This window comes from Pseudomonas sp. HUK17, from assembly GCF_001566765.1.
This window is the reverse complement of record NZ_LSMW01000009.1, coordinates 61,115-80,177: the sequence shown is the minus strand read 5'-3', so window position 1 is coordinate 80,177 and position 19,063 is coordinate 61,115. Positions and strand designations below refer to the sequence as shown.

17 protein-coding genes are annotated in these 19,063 nt (G+C 65.8%); 8 read left to right on the top strand and 9 right to left on the bottom strand.

The annotated features are described in order from the left end of the window. Positions 1-163 precede the first annotated feature (163 nt). From AX284_RS05470 to AX284_RS05440, 7 genes are all read right to left on the bottom strand, one after another. Positions 164-1,030, bottom strand: coding sequence for an ABC transporter permease (locus tag AX284_RS05470; protein WP_017639671.1), 867 nt, complete (start codon positions 1,028-1,030; stop codon positions 164-166). A 15-nt stretch (positions 1,031-1,045) separates the two neighbouring features. Beyond that, complete coding sequence (locus tag AX284_RS05465) at positions 1,046-1,927, bottom strand: ABC transporter ATP-binding protein (RefSeq protein ID WP_017639670.1); 882 nt, start codon at positions 1,925-1,927, stop codon at positions 1,046-1,048. Positions 1,928-1,941: 14 nt separating this feature from the next. Further along, positions 1,942-2,823 (bottom strand): TauD/TfdA dioxygenase family protein, encoded by an 882-nt coding sequence (locus AX284_RS05460; RefSeq protein ID WP_017639669.1) that lies wholly within the window; start codon positions 2,821-2,823, stop codon positions 1,942-1,944. Between the two features lie 26 nt (positions 2,824-2,849). Beyond that, entirely contained in the window at positions 2,850-3,857 is a 1,008-nt protein-coding gene (locus AX284_RS05455) for an ABC transporter substrate-binding protein (RefSeq protein ID WP_026083683.1), read from the bottom strand. Between the two features lie 136 nt (positions 3,858-3,993). Beyond that, positions 3,994-4,659 carry an aspartate/glutamate racemase family protein gene (locus tag AX284_RS05450; protein WP_068383959.1) on the bottom strand — a complete coding sequence of 222 codons (666 nt, stop codon included), beginning with the start codon at positions 4,657-4,659 and terminating at the stop codon, positions 3,994-3,996. Between the two features lie 56 nt (positions 4,660-4,715). After that, complete coding sequence (gene rraA, locus AX284_RS05445) at positions 4,716-5,189, bottom strand: ribonuclease E activity regulator RraA (protein ID WP_068383957.1); 474 nt, start codon at positions 5,187-5,189, stop codon at positions 4,716-4,718. A 30-nt stretch (positions 5,190-5,219) separates the two neighbouring features. Beyond that, on the bottom strand, positions 5,220-5,903 hold the full coding sequence (locus tag AX284_RS05440) for a TerC family protein (RefSeq protein WP_068383954.1): 684 nt from the start codon (positions 5,901-5,903) through the stop codon (positions 5,220-5,222). Positions 5,904-6,138: 235 nt separating this feature from the next. On the opposite strand from AX284_RS05440, the gene acnA reads away from it, so the two are divergent. The 8 genes from acnA to AX284_RS05400 all read left to right on the top strand — a co-directional run bounded on the left by acnA (position 6,139) and on the right by AX284_RS05400 (position 16,877). Beyond that, positions 6,139-8,826, top strand: a complete 2,688-nt coding sequence (gene acnA, locus AX284_RS05435; RefSeq protein WP_068383952.1) for an aconitate hydratase AcnA — start codon at positions 6,139-6,141, stop codon at positions 8,824-8,826. A gap of 200 nt (positions 8,827-9,026) precedes the next feature. Next, the gene (gene phbB / locus AX284_RS05430) at positions 9,027-9,770 is read left to right on the top strand and encodes an acetoacetyl-CoA reductase (protein WP_017639663.1); all 744 of its coding nucleotides are present in this window, start codon (positions 9,027-9,029) and stop codon (positions 9,768-9,770) included. Positions 9,771-9,838: 68 nt separating this feature from the next. Then, the gene (locus tag AX284_RS05425) at positions 9,839-11,176 is read left to right on the top strand and encodes a CitMHS family transporter (protein ID WP_068383950.1); all 1,338 of its coding nucleotides are present in this window, start codon (positions 9,839-9,841) and stop codon (positions 11,174-11,176) included. A 141-nt stretch (positions 11,177-11,317) separates the two neighbouring features. After that, entirely contained in the window at positions 11,318-12,238 is a 921-nt protein-coding gene (locus AX284_RS05420) for a GntR family transcriptional regulator (RefSeq protein ID WP_068383948.1), read from the top strand. Positions 12,239-12,462: 224 nt separating this feature from the next. Continuing rightward, entirely contained in the window at positions 12,463-13,533 is a 1,071-nt protein-coding gene (locus AX284_RS05415; RefSeq protein WP_068383946.1) for an isocitrate/isopropylmalate dehydrogenase family protein, read from the top strand. Positions 13,534-13,599: 66 nt separating this feature from the next. Beyond that, the gene (gene otnK, locus AX284_RS05410; RefSeq protein WP_068383944.1) at positions 13,600-14,871 is read left to right on the top strand and encodes a 3-oxo-tetronate kinase; all 1,272 of its coding nucleotides are present in this window, start codon (positions 13,600-13,602) and stop codon (positions 14,869-14,871) included. Positions 14,872-14,890: 19 nt separating this feature from the next. Then, complete coding sequence (locus AX284_RS05405) at positions 14,891-15,787, top strand: LysR family transcriptional regulator (RefSeq protein WP_068383942.1); 897 nt, start codon at positions 14,891-14,893, stop codon at positions 15,785-15,787. Positions 15,788-15,815: 28 nt separating this feature from the next. Continuing rightward, entirely contained in the window at positions 15,816-16,877 is a 1,062-nt protein-coding gene (locus AX284_RS05400; protein WP_068383940.1) for an AbrB family transcriptional regulator, read from the top strand. Between the two features lie 72 nt (positions 16,878-16,949). Here AX284_RS05400 and AX284_RS05395 read toward each other — a convergent pair whose 3' ends face one another. Both AX284_RS05395 and AX284_RS05390 read right to left on the bottom strand, forming a co-directional pair. Further along, complete coding sequence (locus AX284_RS05395) at positions 16,950-17,684, bottom strand: transporter substrate-binding domain-containing protein (protein ID WP_068383938.1); 735 nt, start codon at positions 17,682-17,684, stop codon at positions 16,950-16,952. Positions 17,685-17,702: 18 nt separating this feature from the next. Beyond that, the gene (locus AX284_RS05390) at positions 17,703-19,016 is read right to left on the bottom strand and encodes an MFS transporter (protein ID WP_064309047.1); all 1,314 of its coding nucleotides are present in this window, start codon (positions 19,014-19,016) and stop codon (positions 17,703-17,705) included. Positions 19,017-19,063 lie beyond the last annotated feature (47 nt).

Genomic DNA, 19,063 nt, shown 5'->3' with positions numbered 1-19,063 from the left:
ATAGCCCTGCGGACCGCCAAGACTGCAAGCCGCCATGTACTACTGGCGAACAGCAACCCGCGATCTGTTGGACTTCGACGATAAAGCCGTCTCAACCCAACCTACGGGGCTATGCCGCAGGTTGGGTTGAGCGCAGCGAAGCCCAACAAGAAGATACCCAGCCCTACCGCTGCATCCCCCACTTCTTCACCGTCAGCCGCTCCAAGGTAGCGAACACCAGGCCTTCCACCAGCAGGCCGATAATGATCACCGCAGCGAGGCCAGCGAAGACGCGGTCGGTGTAGAGCTCGTTGCGATTCTGGAAGATGTACCAGCCCAGGCCGCCCTTGCCGCTGGAGGCGCCGAACACCAGCTCGGCGGCGATCAGGGTGCGCCAGGCGAAGGCCCAGCCGATCTTGAGGCCCGAGACGATGGCCGGCAGCGCCGCCGGGATGAGGATCAGCCCGACGTACCTCAGCCCCTTGAGGCCATAGTTGCGCCCGGCCATGCGCAGGGTGTCGGACACGCCGAGAAAGCCCGAGTAGGTGTTCAGCGCCATGGGCCAGAGCACCGAATGCACCAGCACGAACACCAGGCTGTTCTCGCCCAGGCCGAACCAGAGCAGCGCCAGCGGCAACAAGGCGATGGCCGGCAGCGGATTGAACATCGAGGTCAGGGTGCCGAGCAGGTCGCGACCGAACTGGGTGGAGACGGCCAGGGCGCTCAGCGCCAGGGCCAGCACCACGCCCAGCAGATAGCCCTTGAGCAAGGTGCCGAGGGAAATGGCGACCTTGGCCGGCAATTCACCGGTGACCAGCCCATCCCAGAAGGCCGCGGCGGTCTGCAGGAAGCTGGGCAGCAGCAGGTCGTTGCCCTGCCAGCGGGCGGCCACTTCCCAGGCCAGCATGAGGATCGCCAGGATCACCAGCTTGCGCAGCCAGGCTTGGCTCCACAGGCGCGTGGCCAGAGGGAGCTCCACCGCCAGCGGCAAGTCGTTGAGGGGCGCGAGGTCCCGTTGGTATTCGGCCCGCACCGGGGGCTGTCGAGTCATGGGTCCACCTCGAAACTAGTAGGAAATGCGGCCCTGGACGATGGCCTGCTGCAGGCGCAGGCGCTCGTCGGCGACCTCCGGCGGCAGGGTCTGAACGTCGTCGGGGAACAGCAGGTTGTGGATGCGCAGCGCGGTACTCTGGAATTCGGCGCCGCCGAAGTCCTCGAGGCCGAACTGGTGGCAGTTGAGTTCCGCGCGGACCCGGCCCGGATGGGGCGACAGCAGCAGGATGCGATTGCCCACCACCAGCGCCTCCTCGATGGAGTGGGTGACGAACAGCAGGGTGAAGCGCACCTCGTCCCAGAGCGCCAGGAGCTCTTCCTGCATCTTGCGGCGAGTCAGGGCGTCCAGGGCGGCGAAGGGTTCGTCCATCAGCAGGATCTTGGGCTGCATGGCCAGGGCGCGAGCGATGGCCACCCGCTGCTTCATGCCGCCGGAAAGATGATGCGGATAGGCGTCGACGAAGCGCGCCAGACCGACCTTGTCCAGGTAGTGCAGCGCCCGCTCGCGCGCCTCGCCACGACTGGCCTGGCGACTGGCGAGCAGCGGGAACATGGTGTTCTCCAGCACCGTCTTCCACGGCGGCAGCTGGTCGAATTCCTGGAACACCACGATGCGATCCGGCCCCGGTCCCTTGACCGGCTGGCCGTCCAGACGGATCTCACCGTGCAGCGGCGGCAGAAAGCCCGCCACCGACTTGAGCAGACTGGACTTGCCGCAGCCGGACGGCCCGAGCAGCACGAAACGGTCGGCGCCATGCACCTCGAAAGATACCTGGTGGGTAGCCCGCACCCGGCGTTCGCGGGTGCGGTATTCGAGGTCGAGATCCTGCACCTGCAGCAGCGGCTGGGTCTGCGCCAGGGTCAGGTGCGGACGGGAAGCTAGAGGGGCATTCATGGTCGTCTCCTACCTTAAAACGGCGCATCGCCCTGGATGGTGGTGCGATACAGCTTGCGCCGCAGATGATTGGGGCAGCCGGCCGCCAGGTGCAGCAGCGAGCGGTTGTCCCAGAACACCAGGTCGTGGGGCTGCCACTGGTGGCGATAGAGGTGCTCGGGCTTGACGCTGTGGGCATAGAGCTCGGCCAGCAGCTCGCGACTCTCGTCTTCCGGCAGGCCGACGATGTGGGTGGTGAACCCCTCGCTGACGAACAGCGCCTTGCGGCCATTTTCCGGATGAGTACGTACCACCGGATGCACCACCGCCTTGACCTCGGCCAGCTGCGCGGCGGTCAGGGTCGGCCGCCAGTTGCCCTCGAACTTGGGCTTGGCGTAGGTGGCGGTATAGGAATGCTCGGCCTGGAGACCCTCTACCTGGCGCTTGAGCGCCGCTGGCAGGGTGTCGTAGGCCAGGTGCATGTTGGCGAAGAGGGTATCGCCGCCCTCCTCCGGCAATTCCTGGGCATGCAGCATGGAACCCAGGCTCGGCAGCTCCTTGTAGGAGAGATCCGAGTGCCAGAACTTGCCGGCATCGCCCAGGCCGATCGGCCGACCGCCTTCGACGATGTTGGAGACGATGAGGATCTCCGGGTGGCCGGCCAGGTGGAATTGCTTGAGCACATGGATCTGCAACTCGCCGAAGCGGCGACTGAAGGCGATCTGCTCTTCGGGGGTGATGCGCTGGTCGCGGAACACCACCACATGGTGGTCCAGGTGGGCGCGATGAACGCGGGCGAAGTCTTCGGCATTGAGCGGCTGGGCCAGATCGATGCCGAGGATCTCGGCGCCCAGGTTGCCGAAGGGCCGGATCTCGAAAGTCTGGCCGGCGGCCGGACGGGGGGAAGCGAGAGTCATTGGAGTGTTCTCCTTGGTGGTCCAGCTCAGCTGCCGGGACGCTCGTGGGCTTCGGGGAAGAAGTAGTCCTGCCAGGAGGCAGCCTGGTGTTTCAGCACGCCCAGCTCATGCAGCTTCTGGGCATAGACGAAGGTCCGCTGGGGCTCGACGGTGAACTCGATCTCCGGGTCCTCGACGATGCGCTGCACCAGGGCCAGCGGCAGCTTGGAATGCTCGACGCGGATATAGGCCTCGGCGGCCGCGGCCTTGTTGGCGCGGATGAAGGCGGCGGCTTCCACCAGGGCGTCATAGAAGGCGCGGTAGGTCTTGGGATTCTCGTCGTGGAATTTCTCGGTGGTGTAAAGCACGTTGAAGGTGCCTGGTCCGCCGAGGACGTTGTAGCTGCTGAGGATGCGATGGACCCGGGGATTCTCCAGCGCCTGGTACTGGAACGGTGGGCTGGAGAAATGGGTAGTGATCTCGGAGCCGCCCGCCATCAGGGCAGCGCTGGCATCCGGGTGCGGCAGACTCACGCTGATGGCATCGAATTTCTTGAACTGGGCGTCGCCGAAGACCTTGGCAGTCTCGATCTGCAGGGTGCGCGACTGGAAGCCCACGCCCGCCGCCGGCACGGCGATGCGATCCTGGTCGGTCAAATCCTTTATCGACCTGACCTCGGCGCGATTGCTCAGCAGGTAGTTGGGCATGGCGCCCAGGGCGGCGATGGCCTTGACGTTCTGTCGTCCGCGGGTGCGATCCCAGACCGTCAGCATCGGCGGTACCCCGGCGGAGACCACGTCGAGCGAGCCGGCCAGCAGCGCCTCGTTCATGGCAGTGGCGCCGGAGATGCTGTTCCAGTCCACCTGGATATCCAGGCCGGCGGCCTTGCCGTGCTTCTCGATCAACTGCTGATCGCGCACCACGTCGAGGATCAGATAGCCGATGCCGAATTGCTGGGCGATGCTGATCCTGCCCTCGGCGGCGGCACTGCCCGCGAAGCCCAGGGCACCTACCACGGCGGCGATCACCGCCAAGCCCTTCCCTACCCTGCTCATCCTTACGCTCCGTGCCGACTGGCCATCCGAAAGCGTTATAGGCTAATGAGCTGTTATAACTTTTGGTAAAGACGGAATTTGACTAACCATATGCACGGAGATGCGGGACCGGGTGAATTCGATCGTTGGAAAGGTCCTAGCCTTCAAGCAGCTGTCGCAGCCGCCGCACGGCGCTGCCCGGTGTGGTAAGCACCGAGCCGCCCCAGGCGGCTTCGCTGGCCGATTGCGCGGCGGTCATGGAAAACTGCGCGAAGCAGAGCACGTCATAGTCGCCGCGTAGCCGCTCGGCAGCCGCGGCGATAAGGGCGTCGTGGCGGGCCTGGTCACCCGCATGCAGGGCTTCCAGCGCGCCTTCGCAGAGGATCGGTGTGATGTCCGCTGTCTGGCCACGGCGGCTTGCCTCAAGCTCGAAGTCGTTGACGATGGCCGCGCCCGCCGGACCGAAGGTGGTCAGGGCGGCGATGCGCCCGCCTTTGGCCAGGGCCTCCTGCACCATGGCCTCGTTGGGCTTGAGGACCGGCTTTTGATAACGGCGCTGGCAGGCTTCGATGGCATTGGAAAAGGCCGAGCAGGTAAAGAGCACAGCATCGGCCTGGGCGCGAAAGGCATGCTCGGCCAGGTCCTGGATACGCTGGTCCAGCGCTGTCGTACTGCCGCCAGCGGTGCTGGCGTCTTTCGACAGCGAGTCGTCCCAGAGATCGAAGCGCAGCGCCTCGGGCCAACCCTGGGCGAAGGCTGCGTTGATGGGCTCGATGGCGATGCGGGTGGCGTGGATCAGAAAGATCCGTTTGGCGGCGATCATGGCGAAAGCACTCGTGAAGGGCCGCCAGAACGGCGGCTGGTAGCTGGCAGAAGCGCCTAGCGGACGTCGAGGATGATCACGCCGTCGGCATCGGCATAGAGTTGATCACCACTGCGGATCGTCTGCCCGGCGAAGGTCACCGCCTCGCCGATCTGGCCTTCGTTGCGCTTGACCGATTTGCGCGGCGAGACGCCCAGTGCCTTGACCGCCAGCGGCAGCCCCGCCAGCACCGCCTTGTCGCGGACCTGGCCATAGATGAGCGTACCGGCCCAGCCGTTCTTTACCAGGTCCTCGGCGATGATGTCGCCGAGCAGCGCGCAACGGTCGCTGCCACCACCATCGACCACCAGCACGCGTCCCTCGCCCGGCTGCTGGCTCAATTCCTTGATCCGCGAGTTGTCCTCGAAGCACCTGACCGTCAGCGCCGGCCCGGTGAAATCGGTGCGGCCGCCCAGGTCCTGGAAGATCGGCTGCAGGACTCGCGCCTGGTCGCCGTACTCGTCGCACAGGTCGGTGGTCTTGAAGGTCATGGTGTTGCTCCTTGGTGGTCGAAAGATCGGTCAGGCCGTAACCGTTCGCCGTGCCAGTAGCTGGCCAGTCACGAGCACTATGAGGACGCCGGCGACGCCGGCCGCATAGGGAACCCAGTGCAGGTCTCCGGTACCGAGCCAAGCCTGCAGGAGTTCGTCGCTGGCGATCAGCTTGCCAGCGATCCAGCCGAGCAGGGCCGCCCCGGCCATGACCAGCCAGCGGAAGCGTTCCATCAGGCGCAGGATGAGCTGGCTGCCGAAGATGATGATGGGGATGCTGATGAGCACTCCGGTGACGGCCAGGCCCAAATGGCCCTGGGCTGCGCCGGCCACGGCGATGACGTTGTCCAGACTCATCACCACATCGGCCACCATGATGATCCAGATGGCCTGGCCCAGGGTGGTACCGGCCTTGACGTCGGCCTCGTCGTTCTCGGGCACCAGCAACTTGATGCCGATCCACAGCAGCAGCACGCCGCCCACCACCTTGAGCAGTGGCCAGCCCAGCACGTAGCTGGCGACGAACAGCAGCAGGATGCGCAGGATCACGGCACCCGCCACCCCGCCCAGGATGGCCTTGCGGCGTTGCGCTTCCGGCAGACGCCGACAGGCCAGGGCGATCACCACGGCGTTGTCGCCGCCGAGCAGGATATCGATGATGACGATCTGGAGCAGACTGGTCAGGAGGACCGGATCGGACAGGGCGGTAAGCAAGGTGGACCTCGTCTATTTAGGAGCTGACGTCCCTTGGGCAGCAACAGCCCGTAATGATTTCAGGTCACTATTATTGTCTTTTATATCAATACAGAACAATATCGGCCATGCCTGAATTCCAGCGTTCGCCGACCGAGAACGCTGCGTTAGCCAGATACCAATTTCGAGTGACTGCCAGCTTTCCTAGCATGGCGCTCACACCGCCCACGATCACGACAACCAGACCGGACAGCCCATGAAGTTTGCCCTGGATTCCACCTACACCGGCCAGCTCACCCTCGGCGACCGGCATTACGCCTATGTCGACCTCAAGCGTCTGTTCGACGCCGACACCCTGGCGCGCCTGCCCTACTCCCTGCGTCTGCTGGTGGAAAACGTCGCCCGCTGCTTTCCCGAGGCACTACCGCCGGTATTGGCCCGTGCCCGTGGCGAAGGCCCGCCATGCGAAGCGCCCTTCCTGCCCAACCGCCTAATGTTCCACGACACCACCTGCCTGCCCGCCCTGGCCGACTTCGCCGGCATGCGCGACATGGTGGCCGAACTGGGCGGCGATCCGAGCCGGATGAATCCACGCATCCCAGCGGTGCTGACCATCGACCACTCGGTGATCGTCGAACGCTTCGCCGAGCCGGACGCGGTGGAAGCCAATCTGGACATCGACTACCGCCGCAACACCGAGCGCTACCAGTTCATCAAGTGGGCGCAGAAGAGCCTGGACAACTTCAAGGTGGTTCCACCGGGCACCGGCATCATCCACCAGGTCAACATGGAGTCCCTGGGCACCGTGGTCTGGGAAAGCGAGACCAGCGACGGCCAACCGCTGCTGCACCCGGACGACATGGTCGCCACCGACAGCCATACGCCGATGATCAACGCCATCGGCATCCTCGGTTGGGGCGTGGGCGGTCTGGAAGGCCAGGCGGCCATGCTGGGCGAGCCGGTACCGATCAGTTTTCCCGAGGTCATCGGTATCCGTGTGACCAATGCGCTACGTCCGGGGGTGACCGCCACTGACCTTTCCTTGAAAGTCACCCAGTTGCTGCGTCAGCGCGGCGTGGTGGGCAAGTTCGTCGAGTTCTGCGGACCGGGCCTGTTGGGCCTGAGCTGGGCCGCCCGCGGCACCCTCTCCAACATGGCACCGGAATACGGCGCGACCGTGGTGTTCTTCCCCTTCGATACAGTGACCATGGAGTACCTCGAGCTCACTGGCCGCACCCCGGAGCTGCGCGAGCGGGTCGCGGCCTACCTGGAAGCCCAGACCCTGTGGCGCCACGACAGCGATCCCGAGCCGGTCTTCACCGAGGTCATTCCGCTGGACCTCGCCAGCATCGAGCCCAGCGTGGCCGGTCCGCACCAGCCGCACCAATGGCAACCGCTGGCCAAAGCCCGCGACTCCTTTCGAGCCGAGGTGCCGACCAACCCGGACGCCGGTCTGATCGCGCGTTCCACCGAGGCTACGGCGGACTACTTCGAGCCGAGCTTCGGCCAGCCGCTGACCCATGGTGCCATCTCCATCGCCGCCATCACCAGCTGCACCAACACCGCCAACCCGAGCCAGATGATCCAGGCCGGACTCCTGGCGCGAAGGGCGCGCGAACGTGGCCTCACCCGCAAGCCCTGGGTAAAGACCTCGCTCTCCCCTGGCTCTCGGGTGGTGGCGGACTACCTGCGCGAGGCCGATCTGCTGAGCGACTTCGCCGCCCTCGGTTTCGACCTGGCCGGCTTCGGCTGCATGACCTGCATCGGCAACTCGGGCACCTTCGAAGCCCACATGGAAGCCTTCGCCGACCAGGGCCTGAAGACAGTGGTGGTGCTCTCGGGCAATCGCAATTTCGAAGGCCGGGTCAATCCCAAGGCGCAATTCGGTTACCTCGCCTCGCCGGCCCTGGTGGTCGCCTATGCCCTGGCAGGCAGCATCGACGTCGATCTCGAACAGGCAGTGCTGGGGCTGGATCAAGCCGGTCAGCCCGTCTACCTACGCGATCTGCTGCCGGGCGATGACGAGGTCCAGGCGCTGGTCCGCGAGACAGTGCGCCCGGAGTTGTTCCGCCAGCGCAACGCCACTCTCTGGGATGGGACCCACCACTGGCAGGCGTTGTCCGCCGAGGGCAGCGTGCGCTTTCCCTGGTCGCCCAGCTCGACCTATCTGCGCCGGCCGATCTATCTGCAGGGGATCACCCCAGAGCCGCCCACGTCGTTGGCCGTGCGCGACGCCCGCACGCTGATGGTGCTGGGCGACAACATCACTACCGACCACATCTCGCCCGCCAGTGCCATCCCCCTGGACAGCCCGGCGGGCCGTTGGTTGGTCGCCCATGGCGAGGCGCCGGAAGACCTCAACCAGTATTCGACCCGGCGCAGCAATCACGAGGTGATGATGCGCGGTGCCTTCGTCAACCGCGCGGTGAAGAATCGCCTGCTGCCGGCGCATCCGGGCCAGGGCGGCTGGGCGCGGGCGGCCGACGGCGAGGTGCTGCCGGTGTACGACGCCGCCCTCAGCTGGGTCCGCCAGGGCACGCCGCTGGTGGTGTTCGCCGGCCTCAACTACGGCGCCGGCTCCAGTCGCGACTGGGCGGCCAAGGCGCAGGCTACCCTGGGCGTCAGGCTGGTGGTGGCGCAGAGCTTCGAGCGCATCCACCGCAGCAACCTGATCGGCATGGGCATCTTCCCGGTGCGCTTCCCCGCCGGGCAAGGCGCCGAAAGCCTGCGCCTGAGCGGTGACGAGCGTTTGGACTTCGCCGGGCTGGATGAACTGCGGGTAGGCATCAACCTCATCAGGCTGCAGATCACCCGCCCGGATGGCCAGAGTGACAGCGTCACCCTGGAACTGCCGCTGGATTCCAACCAGGAGATCCTCTACCTGCGCCAGGGCGGCATCCTGCCCTACGTGATCCGCAAGACCCTGAGCGAAGGACGGATGTGAATCCAGGGCCTCGCTAGCTCGAGGCCGAAACGCCCAAACCCACCGAAAGCTACCGAAAGCTACCGAAAGCTACCGAAAGCTACCGAAAGCTACCGCCCATCATCATAATTGTATCTTGTGTATTTACAAGACAATTCGATTCGTCTTACCGTGCCTTATACGGCTCAGGCCCGACAAGAACGACAACAGGAGAGCTACACATGAGCAAGCGCATCGCCTTCGTCACCGCCGGTATGGGCGGATTGGGAACCGCCGTTTGCCAACGCCTGGCTCGGGACGGCTTCACCGTCATCGCCGGCTGCGGTCCGGACTCACCGCTCAAGGCCGACTGGCTGGAACAGCAACGCAAGCTGGGCTTCGACTTCATCGCGGCCGAAGGGAACGTCGCTGACTGGGAATCCACCCGCGCTGCCTTTGCCAAGATTCGCGACGAGGTCGGCCCCGTCGATGTCCTGGTCAACAACGCCGGTACCGCCTGCAACGTGGTGTTCCGCGACATGCAACCGGGTGACTGGCAGACGGTGATCGATACCAACCTCAACTCCCTGTTCAACGTCACCCGCCAGGTGATCGATGGCATGACCTCCCGCGGCTGGGGACGGATCATCAACATCTCCTCGGTCAACGCCCAGCTCGGTCAGGTCGGCCAGGTCAACTATTCCACCGCCAAGTCGGCGATCCGCGGCTTCACCCGCGCCCTGGCCCGTGAGCTGGCGGCCCGCGGGGTCACGGTCAACACCGTCTCGCCCGGCTACATCGCCACGCCACGGCTCAAGGCCCTGACCCGCACCGAACTCATGGATCGCATCGTCCACGAGATCCCCATGCGCCGCCTGGGTACGCCGGAAGAGATCGCCTCCATGTGCTCCTGGCTGGCGTCGGACGAATCGGCCTTCGCCACCGGCGCGGACTTCTCCCTCAATGGCGGCCTTCACATGAGCTGATCGCTACTCCGCCACCGAACACAACGACAACCACAACAAAAGTTGTATTTTGGAATCAGGAGATACAGATGCTCTCTCTGCTCGGCTATGGAATGATCGTGACCTTCATGGCGCTGATCATGACCAAGCGGCTGCCGCCCTTGGTGGCCTTGACCATCATCCCCATCATCTTCGCCATCATCGGCGGCTTCGCGCCGGAGATGGGGCCGATGATGATCGATGGCCTGCGCAAGGTTGCGCCCACTGCCATCATGGTGATGTTCGCCATCCTCTATTTCGGCCTGATGTTCGATACCGGGCTGTTCGATCCCATCATTCGCACCTTCATCAAGCTGATCAAGGGCGATCCGGCCAAGGCGGTGCTCTTCGCCACCCTGCTGGCCGGCATGGTGTCCCTGGACGGCGACGGCTCCACCACCTACATGATCACCCTGACCGCCATGCTGCCGCTGTTCCGCCGCCTGCGGCTGAATCCGCTGATCCTACCCTGCGTGGTCATCCTCGCTGCCAGCGTCACCAACCTGCTGCCCTGGAGCGGACCCATGGCGCGGGTCGCCGCGGCACTGCAGGTGGAAACCAGCCAGCTGTTCATCCCGCTGATCCCGCCGATGATCGTCAGCTTCATCGGAGTCCTGGCGCTGGCCTTCTGGTTGGGGTTGCAGGAGCGGCGCCGTCTGGGCCTGCTGGTGGCACCGGGTGGCAATCCGCTGCGCGCGACGGGCATGGACGAAGACATGGGCGATCTGCTCACGCTGAGCGACGAGAACGCCGAACTGCGCCGGCCCAAGCTGTTCTGGTTCAATGCCCTGCTCACCTTGGCGCTGATGACCTGCCTGGTGATCGAACTGCTGCCACTGCCGATCCTATTCATGGTCGCCTTCTGCATTGCCCTGACCATCAACTACCGGCAGATGGACGACCAGCGTCGGCGCATCTCGGCCCATGCCCCCGCGGCCCTGACGCAGATCTCGATCTTCATCGCCGCTGGCATCTTCGCCGGCATCCTCTCCGGGACCGGCATGGTCAAGGCCATGTCCGGCTCGCTGCTCTGGGCCCTGCCGGAGAGCTGGGGCAACTACCTGGCGCCCATCACCGCGCTGCTGAGCATTCCCGGCACCTTCTTCATGTCCAACGACGCCTTCTACTATGGCGTATTGCCGGTGCTGGCCCATGCGGCCGAAGCCTATGGCATAGGCGCAGCGGAGATCGGCCGGGCTTCGCTGATCGGGCAGCCGGTGCACCTGCTCAGTCCGCTGGTGGCGTCCACCTATCTGCTGGTGGGCCTGGCCGGGGTCGAGTTCAGCGATCACCAGAGATACACCATGAAATGGGCGTTCGCCCTGAGCTTTCTGCTCATGGCGGTCTCCATGGCGCTGGGGCTGTTCCCGCTCTACTCGGCCCGCTGACGGTCTCGGCGACGGTGCGTCCGGCGCCGTCGCCCGCTCCGGATGGCCGTGGTTATGGTAACGTCAGGGCGCTCCGCCAGACCCGGCTGGCCAACCTCTTCCGTACCTGCGCTCCGGTACCCGTCGCCCAGAAGATTCCCGATGAAAAAAGACCTCGCCGAACAACTCGCCCCGCGCATCATCGACCTTGCCCGTGCCCGCTCGATGAAAGCTGGCGATCCGCTGCGCGAGGAGGCCTTCGCCCGGGAACTGGGCGTTTCCCGCTCGCCGGTACGACGGGGCTTCGCCTTGCTGGAACAATTGGGCCTGGCGCGCAAGGAGCCCAATCGCGGCTTCTTCCTCACCCGCAACGCCACCACCATCGAGCAGGCCGCCCTGCCCAGCGAGGACGATCCCTATGAGGAGCTCTACCTGCGGGTGGTGGACGACATGCTGCGTGGCGACATCCGCAGCAGCTTCTTCGAGGCCGAGTTGCTGCGGCGCTACCAGATCCCTCGCGGTCAGTTGCTCAAGGTGCTCAACCGCCTGGCCAGCGAGGCCATGATCGAACGCCGCCCCGGCCAGGGGTGGGAGATCAATACTTTCCTGCATGACAGCGAAGCCCATATCCAGAGCTATCGCTTCCGCATGGCCATCGAGCCCTTCGCCCTGCGCGAGCCGGGCTATCGCATCGACAAGCGCGCCTTCGCCCAGGCCCGCCAGCGGCAGCAACGATTGCTGGACGGGGAGCTGTTCACCCTGTCCCGCGCCCAGCTGTTCGAGATCGGCTCCAGCTTCCACGAATTGCTCGTGCGCTGCTCGGGCAATGTCTTTCTACTCGAAGCCATCCGCCGGCAGAATCAGCTGCGTCGCTTCATGGCCTACCGCTCCAACGTCGAACGCTCGCGGCAGATCGGCCAGAGTCAGGAACACCTGCATATCCTCGACCTGCTCGAAGGCGGTAGTCGCGAAGAAGCGGCGCTCTTCCTGCACCAGCATCTCGACGTGGTCAGCCGGCTCAAGGCCGCCCAGGACCGCCAGCTGGAAGCCGCCGAAGAAGACGCGGCAAAGCAGCCGGCCTGATTCGCCCGCGCGCCTGACCCTCAATGCCCCTGCACGCCCGTCACCCATACGGGCGCTGAGCCCACACGTTCGCCAGGCACGAATCGATGTCGCTTTTTTTGTTCTGCGCCGTTGCGTGAATTGTTTTTAGATGACATAAAGTACAAATCGTCCTGTCCAAGTTGTGACCTCCTCAGGCTCAGCCATCAGGCCGACGTCCCCACAGAATCTACAAGGAGAAAACAATGCGTATTCTGGTCCTGCCCTGCGACGGTATCGGTCCCGAAATCATCCAGGCATCCATGTCCGTGCTGGATGTCGCCAACGAAAAGTTCGGCCTGGGATTGACCTTCGATTACGACGACGTCGGCTTCACCAGCCTTGAGAAGCACGGCATTACCCTGCGTGACGAGACCCTGGAAAAGGCCAAGACCTACGATGGCGTGATCCTTGGCACCCAATCCCACGCCGACTACCCGGCGCCCGAAAAAGGCGGTCGCAACGTCTCTGCCGGCTTTCGCATCGGCCTCGATCTCTATGCCAACGTGCGCCCGGCGCGCACCCGGCCGTTCCTCGCCTCCAACATGAGGGAAGGCAAGAGCATGGACCTGGTGATCATGCGCGAGGCCACCGAAGGCTTCTATCCGGATCGCAACATGAGCCGCGGCTGGGGCGAGGTGATGCCCTCCCCGGACATGGCGCTGTCCACCCGCAAGATCACCCGTCACTGCAGCGAGCGTATCGCGCGCCAGGCCTTCGAGCTGGCGATGAAGCGCCGGCGCAAGGTCACCGCCATTCACAAGGCCAACAGCTTCCACATGACCGACGGCCTGTTCCTGGAATGCGTGCGCAACGTGGCCAAGGAATTCCCCGAGGTGCAGCTCGACGATCTGCTGGTGGACGCCTCCACCGCGCACCTGGTGCGCAACCCCGAGCGCTTCGACGTGCTGGTGGCCACCAACTTCTATGGCGACATCATCAGCGACCTGGCCAGCGAACTCTCCGGCAGCCTGGGCCTCGCCGGCTCCATCATGGCGAGCAACATCCACTGCTGCGCCCAGGCCCAGCATGGCTCGGCGCCGGATATCGAAGGTCAGGACAAGGCCAACCCGGTGTCGATGATCCTGTCCATCGGCATGATGCTGCACTGGATGGGCGAGCACCGTGGCAATGCCAAGCTGCAGGAAGCGGCCGCGGCGATCGACCAGGCGGTGGACAAGGTGCTGGAGGATCCGGCCAAGCGCACCGCCGACCTGGGTGGCAGCCTGGGCTGCGCCGCCTTCGGCCAGGCAGTGGCCCAGGTCCTGCGCGGCTGAGGTCATACCCGCCTCTCCGGGGCGTGCGCGCCCCGGAGACCCCTGACAAGAACAAGGAGAATCTCTATGGCCACGCCGCTCCTGGGCTGCATCGCCGACGACTTCACCGGCGGTACCGACCTCGCCAGCACCCTGGTGGCCCAGGGCATGCGCACCGTTCAGGTACTGGGCGTGCCGGACGGTCCCCTGCCCAGCGACGTCGACGCCGTGGTGGTCGCCCTCAAGACCCGTACCCTGCCTGCCGCCGAAGCGGTCGCCGAGTCCCTGGCGGCCCTGGCCTATCTGCGCGACCTGGGGTGTCGGCAATTCTTCTTCAAGTATTGTTCCACCTTCGATTCCACCGCGGCCGGCAACATCGGACCGGTCGCCGATGCCCTGGCCGAGGCCCTGGGCGCCACGTTGAGTATCGCCTGCCCCGCTTTTCCCGAAAACGGCCGGACGCTCTACCTCGGCCAGCTGTTCGTCGGCGACCAGCCCCTGGCCGAGTCGGGCATGCGCCACCACCCGCTGACCCCCATGGCCGACAGCAACCTGGTGCGGGTACTACAGGCACAAACACCCCATCCCGTCGGCCTGGTACGCCTGCCCCAGGTGCGTCAGGGCAGCGCAGCCCTGGCCACGGCCTTGGCCGACCTCCAGGCGCAGGGCGTTCGCCATGCCATCGTCGACGCCATCGACAACGCCGACCTGCACGCCATAGGTGCAGCCGTGGCGGATCATCCACTGGTCACCGGGGGTTCCGGCGTGGCCCTGGGGCTGCCGGCCAACTTCCGCCGCCGCGGCCTGCTGGCCGCCCATGCCGAAGCATCAGCCCTGCCCGCTGCACCTGGTCTGGCCGCCGTGCTGTCAGGCAGCTGTTCCACCGCGACCCGCGGCCAGGTGGCCGTCTGGCTAGAGCACCGGCCTGGCTTCCGCCTCGATCCGCTGGCCCTGGCCACGGGCGACGATCAGGTCGGTGCCGCGCTCGCCTGGGCCGAAGCGCGCCTGGCTACCGAGCCGGTGCTCATCTATGGCAGTGCCGACCCCGAAGAGGTGCGCAAGGCCCAGGCACAGCTGGGCGTGGAGCGCGCCGGCCAATTGGTGGAAGATGCCCTGGCCCGTATCGCCCAGGGCCTGCACACGCGTGGCGTGACGCGGCTGGTGGTGGCTGGCGGCGAAACCTCGGGGGCGGTGGTCAAGGCCCTGGCGATCGTCAGTCTGCGCATCGGGGCGCCCATCGCCCCGGGCGTACCCTGGACCCTGGGCAGCGGCGCCCGGGGGGACATCGCCCTGGCGCTCAAATCCGGCAACTTCGGCACGCCGGACTTCTTCGAACGGGCCCTGGCCGTCGCCCCCTGACCCCTTGCGAGGATCGCCCATGAGCGGCTCTGCGCCCCGCTACGATCTGGTCAGCCTGAACGTCTTTCGGGTGGTGGCCCAGGAGCGTAACGTCACCCGCGCCGCGCGGCTCTGCCATCTGGCGGTCTCCGCCGTGAGCAAGAGAATCAGCGAGCTGGAAGACCAGGTCGGGGTGCCGTTGTTCATCCGCCACGCCCGCGGCATGGGGCTCACCCCCGCCGGCGAGACCATGCTGCATTACGTCGAGCGGGTGCATGGCGATCTGCGCCTCATGCAATTGGAACTCAACGAGCACGGCAGCGGCGCCACCGGCCATATCCGCCTGCAAGCCATCACCTCGGCGCTGACCAATCATCTGACCCCCGATCTTGCCAGCTTCATGAGCCTTTATCCGCGGGTGGATTTCGACATCGAGGAGCGTGTGGGCAGCAGCATCGTCCAGGCGGTGGCGGAAGGCCGGACGGATGTGGGCATCGTCGCGGCCGATACCGCCGCCCTAGACCTGGAGACCTTCGCCTATCGCCGCGAGCGACTGGTGGTGATTGCCGCTGCGGATCATCCTCTGGCCGGACGTGACCGGGTAAGCTTCGCCGAGACCCTGGATCACGAATTCATCGGCCCTCACGTGGAAAGCTCGATGAACGCCCTGCTCTCGCGCCAGGCGGCGCTGCTCCAGCGCGGCATCCGTCAACGCGTGCGCATCAGCAGCTTCGAGGCCATGTGCCGGCTGGCGGCGATTCGCCTGGGCCTGTGCGTGCTGCCCGAGTCCATCGTGCGGCCTTATCTCAAGCCGATGAAACTGGTGGCCCTGGAGCTGGACGAAGCCTGGGCCAGCCGCGCCATCGTCGTGGTGGTGCGACGCTATAGTGCGCTGTCACCGGTGGCCAAGGCTTTTGTCGGTCATCTGCGTCCCTGAACCCTGCAACCGGATCCTGTACCACGCCATGTCGACCTCCCGCTTCGCCCCTCGCCCCTGGTGGCCCACTCCCTTCGTCGGCCTGCTTGGCGGCTGGCTCGCCAGCCTGGTGCACTGGCCGTTGCCCTGGATCACCGGCGCCTTGATCGCGGTGACCCTCTGTTGCTGCCTCGGCTGGCGCATCACCGCCATTCCCCACGGTCGCCCCGCCGGGCAATGGCTGATCGCCACGGCCATCGGCCTGCACTTCACCCCGGCGATACTGACCGAGGTCGTCAGGCACCTGCCGCTGATGGCCTTGGCGGCCATCGCCACCCTGGTACTCGCACTTGTCGGCATCACCGTCGTGCAACGCCTGGGCACGGAACCCAAGACCGCCTTCTTCGCCTTCATGCCAGCCAACTTCGCCGAGATGATCAATCTGGCCGAACGCCACGGCGCCGATGCACCCAAGGTCGCCGCCGCCCATACCCTGCGGCTGGTGATCATCGTGCTGGTAGTGCCGCCGGCCATGCTCTGGGGCGTCCCCGGTATCGCCCAGGCCGCCCATGTCCCACCGCCGCCGGACTGGCGCTGGCTGGCCCCGCTGCTGGCGGCCGGCCTGGTGGCGGCCCTGGCCTGGAAGCGTCGCGGCTGGCCCAACCCCTGGATGTTCGGCCCCCTGGCGCTGTGCTGCCTGGTCACCGCCTCCAGCGGCCTGGTCACCAGCCTGCCGCCGACGCTGAGCCACCTGGCCCAGGTGCTTATCGGCGTCACCCTGGGGTGTCACTTCGACCGCGCCTTCTTTCGCCGCTCGCCGCGCTTTCTGCTGCTGGCAACCCTCTACACCCTGCTCTGTCTGGTCGCCACCTTCCTGATCGCCTGGTTGCTGGCCCAGGTGTTCGCCATGCCCTTCACCACCCTGGGCCTGGGCATGACGCCGGGTAGCACCACCGAGATGTACCTGACGGCCGAGGCCCTGGGACTGGGCGTGGGCACCGTCACCGCCATGCAGATCCTGCGGCTGGTGGTGGTGATGGCGGTGGCCGAACCGCTCTATCGGCGCTGGTGCGCACGCTCGGTCGAGCCGGTGACCAGGGAATCGCCCTAGCGCCGGCTGAGACGGTGCGGCGACCGCTGGACCTGGCTACGGGTACGTGCCCGCAGCCAGGTCCAGCCGATGTCAGGCGTTCAATGCGGGCCCGACGCGTGCCTCGGACTGACCGCTGGCGGCCAGTTCGCGGGCGACGAAGCCATTGCGGATCTGCTCGTCGAGAAAATCCCGGACGAAGGCCGCGCCGGCGCTGCGCCCCTTGGGCACGGCCATGGCCTGACGGATTTCGGTGAAGCTGTCGGCCAGCACCCGGTAGCCGGCGTGAGCCCGGGCATAGGCCTCCAGCGGTTGGCGCACGCCGGCAGCGGCGTCCAGGCCCTGGTCGACGAACCAGTCCACCGCCGCCGCCGAGGTCGGCGCCCGCACCAGCTCGGCCTGGGTCAGAGTACGGCTCAGATAGAGGTCGTAGGCGGCGCCCTGCCCTACGGCGATACGGCGGCCGGCCCGATCCAGCTCGGCCACGCCCTGGGCGGGATCGGCGTCCCGCAGCAGATAGGTGCCCTCGATGATGACGTAGGGATGGCTGAAGTCGATCTGCGCCGCCCGCACCGGTTCGATGGCCAGAAAGGCCAGGTCCCAGGCGTCGTCTTCGAGGGCGGCGAAGACCTTGCCGGCGGCGTCGTAGGTGCTGAACTGCACGGGCACGCCCAGGCGCTCGGCCAGGGCGTAGGCCAGGGCCGCGGAGACCCCGGCCGGCTGGCCATCGGCGCCGCGCTGCGCCAGCACCGGATTGCCGTAGTTGATCGCCGTCCGCAATGCGCCCTGGGGGGCGAGGTCCGCGAGTACCGCTGAGCTGGGGGTCATGGGAGAACTCCTTGGAGGTCAGGTGGTGACCGCGGCGGCGCGAGTGTCGTCGCCACGATCGAGACGGATCAGCAGGGTCATGATGAAGGCGATCGCCAGCAACGCACTGAGAAACAGCAGGCCCGCCGAGGCGCTCTGGGTATTGCCCTTCACCATGCCGATCATGAAGGGTCCGACAAAGCCGCCCAGGTTGCCAATGGAATTGATCACGGCGATGGATACCGCGGCCGTGGAACGACTGAGAAACAGTGTCGGCAGCGCCCAGAACGGCGACTTGAAGCTGTACAGGCCGGCCAGCGCCAGGCTGATTAAGCCGATCGCCAGGTAAGGATCGTGCACCAGGCCGGCACCCACCAGCGCCACCGCCGCGACCGCCAGCGGAATGGCCGAATGCAGACGCCGTTCGCCATGGCGATCCGAACGCCGCGACCAGGCGATCATCACCAGGGTGGCGACGATGTAGGGGATGGTGGCGATCAAGCCGATCTGGGTGTGGCTCAGCGCGGAGGAGAAGCCCTTGATGATCTGCGGCATCCAATAACCCACGCCCAGGCTGCCGCACTGGTAGACGAAGTAGATGAAGGCCAGATAGAGCACCTTGGGATTGCTCATGGCCTTGAGCGCGCCGAAATGCTTGACGTCCTTGCGCGCCTGGCGATCACGCTCCAGCTCGGCCAGCAGCCAGGCCTTTTCCTCGGTCGTCAGCCAGCGCGCCTGTTCGGGCCGATCGGTGAGGTAGAAATAGCACAGCACGCCGAGGAACACCGCCGGGATACCTTCCAGGAACAGCATCCAGCGCCAGCCACTCCAGCCCAGCCAGTGCACGTTGTCCATGATCCAGGTCGAGAGCGGCGCACCGATGATGTAGGACACCGGGATCGCCGCGGTGAAGAGTGCCACCGTGGTGGCCAGTTCGCGGGAGCGAAACCAGTAGGTCAGGTAGACGATGATGCCGGGGAAGAAACCCGCCTCCGCGACACCTAGCAGGAAGCGCAGGACATAGAGGTGCATGGCGGTCTGGGCGAAGGCCGTGGCCGCGGCGATCACGCCCCAGGTGACCAGGATGCGCGCGATCCATACCCGCGCGCCAAAGCGTTCGAGCAAGAGGTTGCTCGGCACCTCGAACAGGAAGTAGCCGATGAAGAAGATACCCGAGACGAAGCCGAAGACTTCGCTGGACAGCGCCAGCTCGGCGTTCATCTGCAACGCCGCGTAGCCGATGTTGGCCCGATCCAGGTAGGAGACGATGTAGAGCAGGAAGACGAAGGGGATGATGCGCCAGGTCACCTTGCGGATGATGGCCTGCTCCCGGCTCACGGGGGTGGTGTTCATGATGGCCTCACAGGGCCGCGACGAGGCGGCCGATCTTGTTGTTGTAG

What these genes read in the sequence shown, in the direction of transcription:
- AX284_RS05470 (WP_017639671.1), bottom strand. Translation starts at nt 1,030, where the DNA reads ATGACTCGACAGCCCCCGGTGCGGGCCGAATACCAACGGGACCTCGCG.
- AX284_RS05465 (WP_017639670.1), bottom strand. Translation starts at nt 1,927, where the DNA reads ATGAATGCCCCTCTAGCTTCCCGTCCGCACCTGACCCTGGCGCAGACC.
- AX284_RS05460 (WP_017639669.1), bottom strand. Translation starts at nt 2,823, where the DNA reads ATGACTCTCGCTTCCCCCCGTCCGGCCGCCGGCCAGACTTTCGAGATC.
- AX284_RS05455 (WP_026083683.1), bottom strand. Translation starts at nt 3,857, where the DNA reads ATGAGCAGGGTAGGGAAGGGCTTGGCGGTGATCGCCGCCGTGGTAGGT.
- AX284_RS05450 (WP_068383959.1), bottom strand. Translation starts at nt 4,659, where the DNA reads ATGATCGCCGCCAAACGGATCTTTCTGATCCACGCCACCCGCATCGCC.
- rraA (WP_068383957.1), bottom strand. Translation starts at nt 5,189, where the DNA reads ATGACCTTCAAGACCACCGACCTGTGCGACGAGTACGGCGACCAGGCG.
- acnA (WP_068383952.1), top strand. Translation starts at nt 6,139, where the DNA reads ATGAAGTTTGCCCTGGATTCCACCTACACCGGCCAGCTCACCCTCGGC.
- phbB (WP_017639663.1), top strand. Translation starts at nt 9,027, where the DNA reads ATGAGCAAGCGCATCGCCTTCGTCACCGCCGGTATGGGCGGATTGGGA.
- AX284_RS05425 (WP_068383950.1), top strand. Translation starts at nt 9,839, where the DNA reads ATGCTCTCTCTGCTCGGCTATGGAATGATCGTGACCTTCATGGCGCTG.
- AX284_RS05420 (WP_068383948.1), top strand. Translation starts at nt 11,318, where the DNA reads ATGAAAAAAGACCTCGCCGAACAACTCGCCCCGCGCATCATCGACCTT.
- AX284_RS05415 (WP_068383946.1), top strand. Translation starts at nt 12,463, where the DNA reads ATGCGTATTCTGGTCCTGCCCTGCGACGGTATCGGTCCCGAAATCATC.
- otnK (WP_068383944.1), top strand. Translation starts at nt 13,600, where the DNA reads ATGGCCACGCCGCTCCTGGGCTGCATCGCCGACGACTTCACCGGCGGT.
- AX284_RS05405 (WP_068383942.1), top strand. Translation starts at nt 14,891, where the DNA reads ATGAGCGGCTCTGCGCCCCGCTACGATCTGGTCAGCCTGAACGTCTTT.
- AX284_RS05400 (WP_068383940.1), top strand. Translation starts at nt 15,816, where the DNA reads ATGTCGACCTCCCGCTTCGCCCCTCGCCCCTGGTGGCCCACTCCCTTC.
- AX284_RS05395 (WP_068383938.1), bottom strand. Translation starts at nt 17,684, where the DNA reads ATGACCCCCAGCTCAGCGGTACTCGCGGACCTCGCCCCCCAGGGCGCA.
- AX284_RS05390 (WP_064309047.1), bottom strand. Translation starts at nt 19,016, where the DNA reads ATGAACACCACCCCCGTGAGCCGGGAGCAGGCCATCATCCGCAAGGTG.